Consider the following 12,649-nt stretch of genomic DNA (forward strand, 5'->3'; position numbering starts at 1 on the left):
CCTTATGTGATCTTTGATAATACAATAAACTGCTGCCCTTTTTGGACTCGGAGGAGCAGGACCTTGTCTCCCGCTTTTAACCCTTCCGTGACTGTTACTGTTCCACCGGCGCCACCCTTCACCTGCTCCGTCCGCTCGATGACGTTGCTCGTCAGGATCAGCGCATTCCCGGAAATCGGCGGCAGGGAGGTATCTGTCTGGATCGTGAGCGGAGAGGTCTTTGTGACGGTCCCAGTGGCCTTGTCCGTCATTTTTATCGCATTCATATAGTTTTTTACGATCTCCTGAAGGACTCCAAGAAGTTCCGTTGTCATATGATGCTCACACCTCCCAGTTGTTCAAATGATTTCACTTCAATCTGCATGGTATGGTCCTCTCCTTCCCATTTCTGCGTCACCTTTTCTGCAAGGAGCAGCCTCGACGTGGCAAGATCTTCAATATCCCCGACCTTAACCGGCAGAATCATGCCGGCACGGATCTCCGGCAATCCGATTGCCTCCAGCTTCAACGTCTGAAGGACCCGGTTGTAATACTGGAGATATGCCTCACACATCTTGTCGATCTGTGCCTCATTCAGGTTCTCATCCACCTCATCATAATACTGCAAAAGCCCCCACTTTTTGATCGTATCGGTGTCTTCATGCACGTACACGTCGGTGCGTCCACTCTTTTCATTCTTCCGGGCAAGCTTCACGCGGTTATAGGTATCAGAATCAATATCACGCTTATAGGTGTAGTCTGTTACCAGACTGCCATCTCCTACCATTGTGTTCGTAAACCAGTTTTTCGCTTCCACAAGCGTCAGTTCTCCGGCTTTATCGTACAGAATGAAGATCTTCCCGGTCTGGACAATGGTCTCTGACAGCGCGTCAAATACAATGTTCAGACAGTCATCATTTTCCTTCAGAAATGTCGGAAACACATACCCGGTTGTTTCCAATGTTCCTACTTTCAAGCCAAAGTCTCCGGCAATCCGCGTAAGGATCTGTTCAAAACTCATGTTGTCAAGGGAATAGCTGGCATTCGCTTTCAGGTACCGAAGCTGATCATAAGCGGTATAGGTTGTCTCACCATCCCTGGTACGTTCAATGGTAAACACATATCCTTTGAACAGCTTTGTTCCATCGACACTGTACTCCACGGAGCTTCCCTCCGGAATCCCGATCGGACCATCCTCCAGACAGGAAAACTTTAACTTTCCAGGCGCATCCATCCGGTTCGTCGTGAACTCGATCTCTCTGGCAACCTCTATGTATTCCATGATCGTTATCAGGTCTGAACCATCGGGAGCTTTTCCTTTTATTTGGACCTGCAATGATCTCTCCATCTTTCATCACCCCGTAATCTGCAACTGGCTTTCCTGTACCCATCCATAGGATCCGACGTGGACCGGATACGGGTTCCCGGAAACGATCCGAGTCACCGTAGTGCTCAGGTTGTTGGCCGTTCCATAAGGTCTACCGCCGTAGCTGTCATAGCAGTATTCCCCGTTTACGATCACCGCGGCACCGACACGAAGAACCGGGGATTCAACCGCCCTCGGAGTCTCTGTGGATGCCTCAGCGCTTGCCTGCCCTGTGGCAGGAGTCTTTAATATCGAGACGATCTTCGGTGCATAGGAGCGATACTCCTGTAATTCCAGGCTGTAATAGATATCTTTGGGTTCCCCGCCCTTATCCTTCGTCTCAAAGTTTGAAACAATGCATTTCATATTGGTGTCGGATCCACCGGACCTTGTGATGATCAGACGGCAGATCTGCTTTTTCTTCAATGCTTTTTCGAAATATTTCAAATAATAGGATGGAGATTTTGCCCTACCGTTTACATACACGGCCTGGCGATCTCCCGGGAAAAAGGATTCCCAGGATACCTCTTTTAAAGAAGGCTTCCTGGGAACCACGATCTCACCCACACCGATGACGTCATACGTTTTATGGTCTGTCGGATTTTTTATTTCAATCTCTTCCGGGTTTACCGGGAGCTTTACCTTCTTTCCGGCAAATGCCAGATAGATCGAACATCCGATTTTTAATTTTGCCATGAACACACTCCTTTCATCATCCGTGCGATACCGATGTCTGGGAGTTCATCTGCTCGATGAGCATCTTCCGAATATAATCCGTGACATCATCGGCCGTCAGGTTTCCACCCGCTGATTCCGGAATCGACACATTGATTTCCGGTGCCAGAGTCTTCAGCTCGATCTTATTCATATACCGTCGTTCCGCAAGATCCCGGTAGATTTTCAGATCTTCATCTGACAATTTGATATCATCCACCTTGCCGACTTTTCCAACCTTCGCGACCTTATCGATATTGTTTCCGCCGGAAAGGTCCAGGTCGTTGAAGCTTCCCGCGAGTTTTCCAATATCAAGATCCAGATTGTCCAGTTTGGAACCGAGATTTGCCCCGTAGTTTCCCCATTCTGCCGCTGTAGCACCGATATCAAGGTTTGCCATCCGCTTAATCTGGATTGCATTCTCTCCAAAGGTATCGTCTACCCAGCCAGATAGTTTTCCGCGGAAGCCACTCACAGCCCCCTGAAGATGAGAACCTGTCAGTGCATCGATCGCACCTGCCGCAGTTTCTACCATACTGAGGATCGTATCCAATGCATTCGAAAACAGATGTGCAATAGCAGCAACTGGATCGTTAAATACATTCGCGAAGAACTCTGCAAACGAAGCGATCACATTCCAGAGTGTGGCAAATACATTGTAGCCAACTGCGTAGGTCATTCCGAAGACCTGTCCGACCCAGCCGCCGACTTCCTGCATCCCGATTCCAAACTGCTGTGCTGCGATCAATGCTCCCGCAAACAATGCCACCAGGAGCAGAATCGGCCAGTTCGCGGCCGCCCACGAAGCCATGTGAATTCCTGCCACTGCTGCACTTCCAAGCGCTGCCTGGACCGCCTGTGCCTTCACAAGCAGGAATCCCAGCCCCACGGCCGCCAGGATCGGAAGGATCATATCCATGTTGTCGGCAACAAAAAGTGCCGCCGATCCAATCCCTGACAGTGCATCCGTTCCGACTTGAGCCATCACGGACAGCAGCGAGATCGCTTCACCGAGGATCTCCTGTCCCTGATCTGTCTGAATAAAATCATTCCAGGACTGTGCCATCTGCTTTACTTCATGCTGGACGATGTTCTGCGCCTGCGTCATCGCATCCGACAACGTCATCGGGATCGATTCAAACTTCTGGTTCGTCTGATCCGCCATATCAAGCAGCGCATTCTTTACAACCTGAGCTGTGACTTTTCCGTCCTCCGCATACTGCTTGATGGATCCGGACGCCCATCCCATACTCTCCTCGATGGTCCTGGCGATTCCCGGAGCCGCCGCCAGAATGGAGTTTAAGTCCTGACCTCGCAGGACACCAGCCGCCATCGCCTGGGTAAGCTGCACCATCGCATTACTCTGTTCCTGAGCCGACGCACCGCCGATCTTGAACTGCTTATTCACCTGCTCCGTGAATGCGATCAGCTCCTGGTTCGAAGAGAATGCATTTCCGGCATTCAGCCCCATCTTTCCGACTGCATCTGCCGTATCGGAATAAGCCGCTTTGGAACGCAGTGCCGACTGATAGATCATCTCACTCAGTTCATTCGTTGTCTGAAAGCCGTCGTTCATGAGGTTTAAGCGGGCGTTGATCTGAGCCTGGGTGTCAGAGAAATCCAGGAAACTACGTACCAGTGTTGTCACACCGGCGGCCGCGGCAATCCTCTTGATCGTACTCAGGAGTTTGCCCGCTTGGTCATTTGTCTTCTGTGTCTCTCGTCCCAGACGTGACTGGTTTTCGATCGTATCGATCAATGCGGAATTGCCTTCCTTGATTGCTGCTGTCATCTGGTCAAAACCTTTTCCACTAATACTGTTGGCCGTGTCTCCCAATGCTTGAAGGGCAGCTCCCTGTTCCTGGATTTTTCCGCTGAGTTCCGTGATCTTCTGATCCAGGGTATTAAAACCGGCTGCCGCGATCGTATTGGAAGACTGCCCCATCATATTGATGGAATTGTTGATCCTTTCAGTTGCTCCCACTGCTGACTCACCAAGCGTTAAGAACCGGGTGAATGCAGCCGTAAATTCATCCGTCAAAACAAGATTTTCCTGTATTTTACCCATTCACATCGCCTCCTCACTTGTTTTTCATCTCTTTCGACAACCGGTCCATCATTGTAAACATAAGAATCTTTTCCCTCAATGGCCGTTTCTCAAAGTCTTCCGGGAAGATTCCAAGGGAGACAAAAGCAAAATAGCTTGTTTCTGTCTCCCAGTCTCCTCCCTCTAAAAGTTTTTTGCGGCATTCTTCAGCTCGCTTGCCATCTTGACATCGTTGATCTCAGAAACCGCATCCATGACAAGATTCTTTTCCCCGATCGTGAACATGAGGCCCGGCACCTCTGTCGGGTCCATGACACCATAGAAACTGCAAAGCTCTGCATCCTTGAGATTCGGTGTCTCCATGCAGGTCACGATCATCTCATTTATATAAGTCGCATTGTTAAAAACACCTTTTACAGTGTTTCTTTTTACGATCCTATCGTTTTCCTTCGGTGTGATCGCTTTTACAACAAACGGGATCTTCTCCCCTTTTTCATCCTTAAAGTTTTCCAGATAAAACTCTTTCGTCTTTCCGGCCGGAACCGGTCTTAAGTATGCTCCTAAATTTCCCATGTTTTTTCCTCCTATTTGCCTAACTGAGCTGGCTGGCTGTTAAATGATTTCAGTACCTCGAAATCGCTGAATGTGAACTCGATATCAATCTGAAGACTCTCCGCAGAATCATCCAGGACCGCGATCGGGATCTTCTTTAAGATGACGTTATAGAGCACAACGGTTTGGGTACCCAACGATGAGGATGGATCATCGTTCGTGATCTGGAAGTTGATCGTTGGGAATTTTCCGGTACGTTTAAACTCCGATAACAAAGTTAAAAACGTCGGGGTTCCGTAATAGATCGTAGCTGATCCGGAATACTTTAATCCTTTGACCTTTTCCTGTTCTGTCAGCGCTCCGACAACCTTAAACTCACCCGTCTGGATCTCAGCGTTAGAGTTAAATTTCTTCAGTCCAAACAGAAGCTCATTGCTTCCATTGATCACAGTAAAAGCTTTTCCGGCCGCGCCGCGGTAGGAATCCTGTGCGAGTAAATATCCTTCGTTGATTACCATATCTTACACCTCCTTACTCATTGTCCGAATTAACAGACACATTTACTGTCATGTAGATCTTCTCAATGCTGTCCACCGGCTGGATCGCAACGTTTACAACAACGGCATCGATCTCGTTTCCGGCCAGGACTTCCACATCATCCGGAACAAAGTTCTGCACGCCTCCGTTTGCCTGCATCTCATTTAAATATCCAACGATCCAGCCCTTCAGAAGATTTCTTCCATCGTCGTTATTGTTGGTCTTCCCGATGTAATACAGGGAAAACTGCTTATAAACATCATTGCAGAACTGGTTCAGGACACGCATCACGCGGTTCTTTGCAAAGCAGCTCTGTTTATCTACCGTGAAGCTTGTCAGGGTGTTGATATCTGTGCATACCTTGACAGTGTCAAAGGTATCGATAAACACAATCTTGCCCTTCTGGATTGCTTCCTCGATCTCCGTATCGGTCAGCTTCGGACTCGCTTCCACTGCGTTCGGATATCTGGAATAGGTCAGGGACTGATTATACGGAGCACCTGCCTCCGCTCCGCCGAGCCACCAGGTTACCTGCTGTGGAGTCAGCACCGTACCGTCAGAGAGCTTAACGCCGTTTCCGGACGAGATCACCCACTCGGTATTGCTGTCCTCTGCGCCTGCCATAACTGCCTGGCACTTCCGACCGACACGTTCAGAAATCCTCTTTACAAAGGACGCATAAGCCTCGATCACAACCGACTCCGTTCCGTCGTAAACCACGATATCGAACGTGTATTTTTCCAGTGCTGTCAGGAATGCGGAATAATCTGCATTGGCGACCGTCGGATCCACACCGCCACTCAGAGCGGTTCCGGCTGTCTCTGTGAACGTGTTTCCGGTTCCCGAGAATGTCACCCAGGCATTTGCGGAAAGCTCAGAAAGCGCGGTTACTGTCTGTTCATCCACGGTTCTTCCATCCACGACCGTAGATACCACATAGGTTCCGCCTGTGTCCGGATCTTCCTGGACGATCATTGTGATATCATTTCCGCGGATGCCTTCATACAGTGCTGTCACCGATAAGGCGCCGATCGTTCCGGACGCCTTGACGCCGCCGGTTCCCTTCGGACGATATAACAGGATCTTGATCGGTCCCGGTGTGGTATCGCTGCCCTTCATCATTTCCTTAAGGAATAATGCTTTCTCATTTGTGACATCATAGCCGATATACGGAGTCAGGTCTTCTCCCGGAATGATCGTCTGAATGACCTCACAGGGTCCCCAGGAGAGCGGCTCAGCGATCGCCACAACGCCCTTTTCTCCCACACTTGCGGAAAGATTCCCGCTCGATTTTGTATTGATGTACACGCCCGGCTGGACCTTATTCTGGCTCATCCATGTACCACCTGCCATGTTATCTGCCTCCTTTCAAAGCTGTCTCCAGGGCGTCAACCGCCTCAGAGATCGTGTATTCCGGTTCCTTCAGGATCACCCTGGCGAAATCCGGCTGATATGCCGCAAGACGGCGGCTTTTCAAAAGTTTCTCTGTGGAGTACTTCTTTTCCTCCGTTTTCTTAGTCGTTTTCTTTGATACCGACATTGTTCTCCTCCATCTCCTGCATCATGTTTTCCGTTTCTTCCACCAGGATCCGCGTCCGGATATGGAACTGGTAATGCAGCTCCTCATCTTCAATGCTCCACTGCTGATCCTGCACTGGAACCGGAACGCTCTTTCCGCTGCCATCTGTGTATGGGAACGGATCCAGATTCCGGTCCAGAAACTCCGCGATCTCATGGATCTTCCGGTTTCCGTTTACCAGGTTCCGCTGCTGTACAAAGACAAGATCCACGCCGAGATCACGGAAATAGTGGTTTCCCACATGCTCCTCGATCGTGGACGGCATGAAGAAAAGAAAGAAGCAGGGAAAACTCGTTCCCTGCTGGTTTGGGCTGTCATATACCGGATAGTCCGGATATGCTCCGGTAAGCATACCGGCCAGGCTGTCGATCACATGATGTAAGGAAAAGATCATTTGAATGCCTCCTCTACCCGTTTTTCCAGTTCCGTCCGGACCACATCCCGGTACCTTCCGATTCCTGCCTCTTTCATGTACTTCCCCTGCACATAGCTCGTTTTGGTTCCGACCATGATACCGCCGGATCCATCCGGACTCCGCTCCAAGAGATTCCCATTGATGATCAGACCCGGAACGAAATGTTTATCGCCCCGGTGTCCGTCATTCACATAGGATGCGTACTGCATGTTGTTATTGAGTTCGGTCCGGACACTGCCGCCCGTCACGACCGGTGTTGTCACACTGTCTGTCGCCCAGTGCTGTGCCATCTGCCCGCTTCTCATGTTGGTCCCGGCAAGGGTTCCATCATTCGGCGGCGTCTTTTCTGTTGCCACGCGAACCGCCTCAATGGTCGCTCCTTCAGCAACCTCTGCCATAATCTTCGGAACATTCTCTCCGGCTTTTCTCAGTTCTTCCAGTCGTTTCCGCATCTGGCTTCCAAAGCTTGACATCTGTTCACCTCCCGGATCCGATCAGGTTCTCTCTCAAGAGTGTCACCTCTTTATGTTCCAGACCAGTGAGCGCACCGCCGATCGGATCATAAAAGTCCTGCGGAGGTCCGGCAAGATACCGTTCCGGCTCGTTTGCATGTCCGATATTTCCTCCGCGGATCACATACAACTCGTCTCCGGCCTGGATGTCCACAGAAAGATCGCAGGAGAGCTTGTCCTCTCCTCTGATCCTGGCGGCATTGTCGGTGATGCCCGGACTCCCGGTTCCTGTATGATACACGCGGCACGGGACCTTCTCCGCAACCGTTTTCCGTTCCTGTCTGGTGACATTCCCGTCCTTTACCGGAACGACCCGGCAGACGTCCATGAGATCGGTATACCAGTTTTTGAAAATCGGATTGTCAAATAACATACTGTTTCCTCCTCTGATGAGCTATGCTCATTTTCATACGTGTTTCCACACTCACCTTTCGTCCTTTATTTGACGCGCCTGCAAGCAAGGCATTTTTCTTACGTGCCTCAATTTGTGCTGGCGTGTTTTGTGAAAGCAAACCATTTTTGCTAGCATGAAGAGTATTCTCAGATGGGGTACACCATTCAAGGTTTTCTACACGGTTATCTGTTTTTACTCCATTAATGTGGTTGATTACCGTCTTCCTGTTCGGATTAGGTATAAATGCAAGAGCGACTAGACGATGAACTCGCATATACCGATATTTTCCTGAATCTGCCAATGCAACATCATAATATCCATCTTTTTTCAAATTAGGTTTTAAATTGCGGCTTTTCCCAGTATTCCCATAGTTTAGGCTCTTCACCTTCCCTTTGTTACTGACCGAATATCTTCCTTCAAACCCTGGAACATCTTTCCATATCTCATCCAATCCACATGCCTCCCATCCCCACCAGCCGGGCGAGCGTTGCAAGCTGCTGTCCGTACTGCGTGGCGTTCCAGCTGCCCCACTTCTCGGTTCCGATCGTTACAGCGGAATTATCATAGCTGATCTGGGTATCGCCCATCGTGGCGCTCTTAATGACTCCTGCGGGCTGTGCCTTTGCGGCTGCCTGTGCCGCCCCGGAAGACTCCGGAGCGTATGTCTTTAAGTACATCGCCGCAAAATGCGCCAGGTAAAGCCCTGCGGCATAGCGCCACATGCTTCCCCAGCGCGATGGAAGGACACTGTCATTGACCTGTTCCAGAAACATCTGAAGGATCCCTTTCGGAAGAAGATCCTGAATTTCGGGATCCCCATCATTCTCTGGAGTGACTTTCTTCGTAAACTGCGGGAAGTCTTCCCGGAACATCTCTTCCGTGTAAGCTCCCCGCTCTCCCGGCTGTGTAAGGTTCGCCGCCTGCTCTTTTGCCGCCTGAAACTTTGCTGTCATCGGGTTTGTGCTTCCATACGGCCACATAGGCATCACTCTTTCTTTGTACTCTTCGCTTTTACAGACTTCTTAGCCTCTTCCTCCGCCGCCGGTTTCTCAGTGTCAGGACGGATGTCATATTCTGCTGCCTGCTCTGCCGCCGCATCATCTGCCTTATAGAGCTCCTTGTCTTTGGTGCCGCCCGGAACCGCAATATTACCGCCGACGATCGCTCTCTGGACAAGCTCACTCTCTGCGACATCCTCCGGGATCTCTCCGATATAATCCTTTTCGATCCGGTAAAACGAGCCATCGGCCCGTCTCACCAGATAATTTCTTTTCGCTATAATAAACATGTGTTCCCTCCTTAAATTCCGTCTACATAGAGCATGGTCTGGTCGTAGAACATCTCTACCTCGGACAGGTTTCCGGCATAGGCAGTGTCAAAGCAGAAGTCATTAGTGTTAGAGCTTGTCATGGCTCTCGTCAGCGGTACCAGCTCATCCATCGCAAGGAAACGTTCCTCATTGCGATAGACCACCATACGATCCACCCCTGCATCTCCGGCTCCCTTGCACCACTTTGTTGCTGCGATCACAAGATCGGATCCGTTCTGCTTGGCAACGTTGTTCTCGAGCAGGAAGGTTAAGATCGTCTTTTCTGCCAGATCTGTCACCTTTGTGGTTGCGAGGTAATTGAACTGCTCATACGGCATGATGATATGGTTCGGAATCGCTGCATTATCGTTCTCGGAGGCATTCCATGCTAAGAGGATCGCCTCGTTGATGTCCTTCAAAATCTGATCTGGTGTCTTGTCCTTGAACTTTGTACTGGATGTCGTTGCACCATTGGTTGCCGCGTTTGTTACGGTAACATCCGGATTGTTTAACAAGCCTGTGGTGCCAAATCTGGAAAATCCCACGTAGGTATTCTCATCCATGTGCTTGTCGTAAGTCAGACGCAGACCGTCACGAAGGAGACTGTCCATGTTGCGTCCGGTCATATTACCACGCTGCAGATCGACCCACATCACACGGGTACCTGCGGCAACCACGTGGGTTTTATACTGTCCTTTCGAGAAGTCTGCCTGTACCATCGGGATCCCGTTCGCGCCGCCGGAATGCATCAGGTTATCCCCGGAGCCTCCAGTGATGCCGTAACCCACCTGCATCGCGGAAACAAACTCTGCCCAGCCGCCGCCAACACGGATCGGGATATCTCTTGCGTATGTGAAGCTTGTGAGCGGTGTCCGAACGAGCGTATCACGCTTCTCAAGCTCAGCCGTGAGGAACGCCTGTCCGGAGGCAATTCCGGCAGCGTCCATTGTAAATGCACCTGCGTTTGCGGCTCCGGCAGACCCGCTCACCGCTTTATCTAAGTTGTATGTACCTACATTCTTAAATGCCATGTCTCGTTCCCTCCTATGCGTTTAAGATGGTCAGGATCCGCATCTCTGCCACGCCATTGGCATCTGCGCTTCCCTTCCACTGTGCGTTTGTCAGTTCCACGTTCTTTCCGGTATCTGCTGCCGCTTCAAAGCCTCCGATAACTGCCTTCGGGTAAGACTCATTTTCCACGGTGCGGATGTAGACCTTTCCGCCCGGTGCCGGTGTGCCATTCTGGCAGATCACGTTCACACAGCCGCGCTTCATGACCGGCACGGCTTCGTTTTTGTGATATCCGCCCTCGTTCTGGTTCATATAATCCGTTGCGGATTTTACCTCACGAAGTGCGACACCGACGAACTTCGCCGCTGTGGATGCTGCTTCCCACGGTTTTACTGCTCCCGCGGTTCCAAGTACTACCGGCGCACCGAATGCGATCTCACCTTCGCTCGGATGGGTGTCTACCACCATATCTGCCTGTCTTGCATAGCTTCCGGCATAGCCGTGCGGCATGCTCTTTCCAATTACCTGTCCTCTCATCAGTTATTCTCCTTTCTCTTGTGCGGGTTTCTTGCGTCATAAGCGGCCTGACACTGGTCCACATCCATGACCGGCGCTTTATCAGCTGCATTCTTTGCGTTCGCGCGGGATGCATTTAAGATCGCGCTGATATCGCTCTTCGAATCGTTTGTGGTAACAAGTTTGATCAGCGCATCAGAAACAGCCTGTCTCTGTACCGGATCCTGGATCGCGGCCACGGTCGGACGCATTGCCTTTAAGATTCCGAGAGCTACTGCTTTGTCCATACCTTCTGAAGATTCTCCATCCATCTCTTCTGCCGGAACGACCTTTGCCTCGCCCTCTTTCTTTTCTTCTCCCTTCGGATCAGCGTCCTCGGTTCCCTCTAATGCCTTGATGGCCTCGTCCATCGGATCCTTCTTTTCTTCCTCCGGAGCTTTATCAAGGACCTCTAAGAGTTTGTCGATCTTCTTATCCAGGGCATCCAGAAACGCGGCGTCCTTAGTCGGAGTCTTTCCTGTCTCTCCCGGCTTCTCCTCTGATGTCTTTTCCCCCTCCGGGGTCGCTCCCTCCTTGCCTTTTGTCTCCTCCGCATCTAACGCGGCCGCAGCATCCATGGCCAGCTGCTGGATTTCTTCCGGACTCTTATCCTTGACGGCCTGTCCGAAGAGGTTGAAAAATAATCCCTTTTTACTCATTGCTTTCCTTTCCGGCTTGTCTGCCTTTTTGTTTTTATCTGAATCTAAAATAGCGGCCCGCTTCCCGGCTCTTCCCCGGTCCACTACCGCTACATGATTCCCTCTGATATTTTTCTGGCTGTATGTGCCATCCTCATTCTTCGCATAATCACATTCATATCCGCAGCTGATTTCCCGCTTTCCGTTCTGGATCGCATCGATCAGGTCTCTGTCGTGGATATGAAGATCCGCGATCATGAAGTCCTTCCATTCACCGGTTCCCCGGCGGATATTCTGTGCATGCCCCATCTCGTAGTTCTTCACGTCATCCGGTCCGATCAGTCCAGGCGGATGATCATTTGTCACCGGCTTGCCCTCAAAAGACGCCATGGCCGCCTCGGAAAACACTTCATCCGGCGAACGGATGACAGCGATGATCCGGCTGGAATCCCCACCGGAGAGCCCCAGCTCACTTCCGAGATAGTCCTGCGTTCCGGTGCGGGCAATTGGCACATTCTTACAAATCAAAAAGCCCTCGCCAGTCTCGAGCTGGTTTGGGCTTATCGTGTATCCGTAATACGCAAGCATCTATTTCCACCTTTCTGTCTTGTCGCACCTCACGCAGCGTTTCACATAACCTCCATACGGGCCGGAATCCCGGCTCCAGTGTTTGCAGTAGTGATGGCTGCATCGATGCTGTCTGATCCACTTGAAAAATCCTATTGTAATCACCTCCCTGTTTGTTGCGACGTCGCAACACCTAAAAATGGGTATAAAAATACCACCGGCCATTTCTGACTGATGGTACTAATCTGTTATTTTGATTTCTTTAATTTCATGCTCCATCACTTCTGTTTCCCACGGAAGTTCTTTTCCATCCTTTAACGGTCTGTGCAGAGTAATACTTGCCTCTTCTGGATCATTATCGTATGCCGAAGAAAATTCCGTACACATTCCAACCAATTCTGATCCGTCATTTAAATAAATCTGCACCTTTTTCCCTTGAACCTGATACATTTCAAGCTCCTTGCCTACCAACAT

The 12,649-nt window shown here is 50.5% G+C and carries 18 protein-coding genes; all 18 read right to left on the reverse strand.

Annotation, left to right across the window (positions count from 1 at the left end):
- Nucleotides 1–2: 2 nt before the first annotated feature.
- The 18 genes from ACXMYH_RS09660 to ACXMYH_RS09745 all read right to left on the reverse strand — a co-directional run bounded on the left by ACXMYH_RS09660 (nt 3) and on the right by ACXMYH_RS09745 (nt 12,649).
- Nucleotides 3–314 (reverse strand): DUF2577 domain-containing protein, encoded by a 312-nt coding sequence (locus ACXMYH_RS09660; RefSeq protein ID WP_117484109.1) that lies wholly within the window; start codon nt 312–314, stop codon nt 3–5.
- Nucleotides 311–1,327 carry an XkdQ/YqbQ family protein gene (locus ACXMYH_RS09665; RefSeq protein ID WP_486554776.1) on the reverse strand — a complete coding sequence of 339 codons (1,017 nt, stop codon included), beginning with the start codon at nt 1,325–1,327 and terminating at the stop codon, nt 311–313. Before ACXMYH_RS09665 ends, ACXMYH_RS09660 begins: the two co-directional genes overlap by 4 nt.
- Before the next feature lie 6 nt (nt 1,328–1,333).
- Nucleotides 1,334–2,041 carry a hypothetical protein gene (locus tag ACXMYH_RS09670; protein WP_486554777.1) on the reverse strand — a complete coding sequence of 236 codons (708 nt, stop codon included), beginning with the start codon at nt 2,039–2,041 and terminating at the stop codon, nt 1,334–1,336.
- Between the two features lie 16 nt (nt 2,042–2,057).
- On the reverse strand, nt 2,058–4,127 hold the full coding sequence (locus tag ACXMYH_RS09675; RefSeq protein WP_486554778.1) for a tape measure protein: 2,070 nt from the start codon (nt 4,125–4,127) through the stop codon (nt 2,058–2,060).
- A 162-nt stretch (nt 4,128–4,289) separates the two neighbouring features.
- Complete coding sequence (locus ACXMYH_RS09680) at nt 4,290–4,679, reverse strand: phage tail assembly chaperone (protein ID WP_486554779.1); 390 nt, start codon at nt 4,677–4,679, stop codon at nt 4,290–4,292.
- A gap of 11 nt (nt 4,680–4,690) precedes the next feature.
- Nucleotides 4,691–5,176 (reverse strand): phage tail tube protein, encoded by a 486-nt coding sequence (locus ACXMYH_RS09685; protein ID WP_486554780.1) that lies wholly within the window; start codon nt 5,174–5,176, stop codon nt 4,691–4,693.
- Nucleotides 5,177–5,189: 13 nt separating this feature from the next.
- On the reverse strand, nt 5,190–6,548 hold the full coding sequence (locus ACXMYH_RS09690) for a phage tail sheath family protein (protein WP_486554781.1): 1,359 nt from the start codon (nt 6,546–6,548) through the stop codon (nt 5,190–5,192).
- A 1-nt stretch (nt 6,549) separates the two neighbouring features.
- On the reverse strand, nt 6,550–6,735 hold the full coding sequence (locus ACXMYH_RS09695) for a hypothetical protein (RefSeq protein WP_118322441.1): 186 nt from the start codon (nt 6,733–6,735) through the stop codon (nt 6,550–6,552).
- Entirely contained in the window at nt 6,710–7,168 is a 459-nt protein-coding gene (locus ACXMYH_RS09700) for a phage tail terminator family protein (RefSeq protein WP_486554782.1), read from the reverse strand. Before ACXMYH_RS09700 ends, ACXMYH_RS09695 begins: the two co-directional genes overlap by 26 nt.
- A complete protein-coding gene (locus tag ACXMYH_RS09705; protein ID WP_486554783.1) occupies nt 7,165–7,662 on the reverse strand; it encodes an HK97 gp10 family phage protein in 498 nt (165 codons plus the stop codon). The genes ACXMYH_RS09700 and ACXMYH_RS09705 overlap by 4 nt, the downstream gene beginning before the upstream one ends.
- Nucleotides 7,663–7,666: 4 nt before the next feature.
- The gene (locus ACXMYH_RS09710) at nt 7,667–8,074 is read right to left on the reverse strand and encodes a hypothetical protein (protein WP_486554784.1); all 408 of its coding nucleotides are present in this window, start codon (nt 8,072–8,074) and stop codon (nt 7,667–7,669) included.
- Nucleotides 8,064–8,546, reverse strand: coding sequence for an NUMOD4 motif-containing HNH endonuclease (locus tag ACXMYH_RS09715; protein WP_486554785.1), 483 nt, complete (start codon nt 8,544–8,546; stop codon nt 8,064–8,066). Before ACXMYH_RS09715 ends, ACXMYH_RS09710 begins: the two co-directional genes overlap by 11 nt.
- The gene (locus tag ACXMYH_RS09720; protein WP_486554786.1) at nt 8,539–9,075 is read right to left on the reverse strand and encodes a DUF4054 domain-containing protein; all 537 of its coding nucleotides are present in this window, start codon (nt 9,073–9,075) and stop codon (nt 8,539–8,541) included. The genes ACXMYH_RS09715 and ACXMYH_RS09720 overlap by 8 nt, the downstream gene beginning before the upstream one ends.
- A gap of 5 nt (nt 9,076–9,080) precedes the next feature.
- Nucleotides 9,081–9,383, reverse strand: coding sequence for a hypothetical protein (locus ACXMYH_RS09725; protein ID WP_120040506.1), 303 nt, complete (start codon nt 9,381–9,383; stop codon nt 9,081–9,083).
- 11 nt (nt 9,384–9,394) lie between these two features.
- On the reverse strand, nt 9,395–10,435 hold the full coding sequence (locus tag ACXMYH_RS09730; protein ID WP_117515387.1) for a DUF2184 domain-containing protein: 1,041 nt from the start codon (nt 10,433–10,435) through the stop codon (nt 9,395–9,397).
- A gap of 13 nt (nt 10,436–10,448) precedes the next feature.
- Nucleotides 10,449–10,952 (reverse strand): structural cement protein Gp24, encoded by a 504-nt coding sequence (locus ACXMYH_RS09735; RefSeq protein ID WP_117515385.1) that lies wholly within the window; start codon nt 10,950–10,952, stop codon nt 10,449–10,451.
- Nucleotides 10,952–12,196: a DUF2213 domain-containing protein gene (locus tag ACXMYH_RS09740; protein WP_118322434.1), complete on the reverse strand. Its 1,245-nt coding sequence runs from the start codon at nt 12,194–12,196 to the stop codon at nt 10,952–10,954. Before ACXMYH_RS09740 ends, ACXMYH_RS09735 begins: the two co-directional genes overlap by 1 nt.
- Nucleotides 12,197–12,415: 219 nt before the next feature.
- The gene (locus tag ACXMYH_RS09745) at nt 12,416–12,649 is read right to left on the reverse strand and encodes a hypothetical protein (RefSeq protein WP_117484093.1); all 234 of its coding nucleotides are present in this window, start codon (nt 12,647–12,649) and stop codon (nt 12,416–12,418) included.

Source organism: Pilosibacter sp. NGB245 (assembly GCF_057397225.1).

What these genes read in the sequence shown, in the direction of transcription:
- ACXMYH_RS09660 (WP_117484109.1), bottom strand. Translation starts at nt 314, where the DNA reads ATGACAACGGAACTTCTTGGAGTCCTTCAGGAGATCGTAAAAAACTAT.
- ACXMYH_RS09665 (WP_486554776.1), bottom strand. Translation starts at nt 1,327, where the DNA reads ATGGAGAGATCATTGCAGGTCCAAATAAAAGGAAAAGCTCCCGATGGT.
- ACXMYH_RS09670 (WP_486554777.1), bottom strand. Translation starts at nt 2,041, where the DNA reads ATGGCAAAATTAAAAATCGGATGTTCGATCTATCTGGCATTTGCCGGA.
- ACXMYH_RS09675 (WP_486554778.1), bottom strand. Translation starts at nt 4,127, where the DNA reads ATGGGTAAAATACAGGAAAATCTTGTTTTGACGGATGAATTTACGGCT.
- ACXMYH_RS09680 (WP_486554779.1), bottom strand. Translation starts at nt 4,679, where the DNA reads ATGGGAAATTTAGGAGCATACTTAAGACCGGTTCCGGCCGGAAAGACG.
- ACXMYH_RS09685 (WP_486554780.1), bottom strand. Translation starts at nt 5,176, where the DNA reads ATGGTAATCAACGAAGGATATTTACTCGCACAGGATTCCTACCGCGGC.
- ACXMYH_RS09690 (WP_486554781.1), bottom strand. Translation starts at nt 6,548, where the DNA reads ATGGCAGGTGGTACATGGATGAGCCAGAATAAGGTCCAGCCGGGCGTG.
- ACXMYH_RS09695 (WP_118322441.1), bottom strand. Translation starts at nt 6,735, where the DNA reads ATGTCGGTATCAAAGAAAACGACTAAGAAAACGGAGGAAAAGAAGTAC.
- ACXMYH_RS09700 (WP_486554782.1), bottom strand. Translation starts at nt 7,168, where the DNA reads ATGATCTTTTCCTTACATCATGTGATCGACAGCCTGGCCGGTATGCTT.
- ACXMYH_RS09705 (WP_486554783.1), bottom strand. Translation starts at nt 7,662, where the DNA reads ATGTCAAGCTTTGGAAGCCAGATGCGGAAACGACTGGAAGAACTGAGA.
- ACXMYH_RS09710 (WP_486554784.1), bottom strand. Translation starts at nt 8,074, where the DNA reads ATGTTATTTGACAATCCGATTTTCAAAAACTGGTATACCGATCTCATG.
- ACXMYH_RS09720 (WP_486554786.1), bottom strand. Translation starts at nt 9,075, where the DNA reads ATGTGGCCGTATGGAAGCACAAACCCGATGACAGCAAAGTTTCAGGCG.
- ACXMYH_RS09725 (WP_120040506.1), bottom strand. Translation starts at nt 9,383, where the DNA reads ATGTTTATTATAGCGAAAAGAAATTATCTGGTGAGACGGGCCGATGGC.
- ACXMYH_RS09730 (WP_117515387.1), bottom strand. Translation starts at nt 10,435, where the DNA reads ATGGCATTTAAGAATGTAGGTACATACAACTTAGATAAAGCGGTGAGC.
- ACXMYH_RS09735 (WP_117515385.1), bottom strand. Translation starts at nt 10,952, where the DNA reads ATGAGAGGACAGGTAATTGGAAAGAGCATGCCGCACGGCTATGCCGGA.
- ACXMYH_RS09740 (WP_118322434.1), bottom strand. Translation starts at nt 12,196, where the DNA reads ATGCTTGCGTATTACGGATACACGATAAGCCCAAACCAGCTCGAGACT.
- ACXMYH_RS09745 (WP_117484093.1), bottom strand. Translation starts at nt 12,649, where the DNA reads ATGTTGGTAGGCAAGGAGCTTGAAATGTATCAGGTTCAAGGGAAAAAG.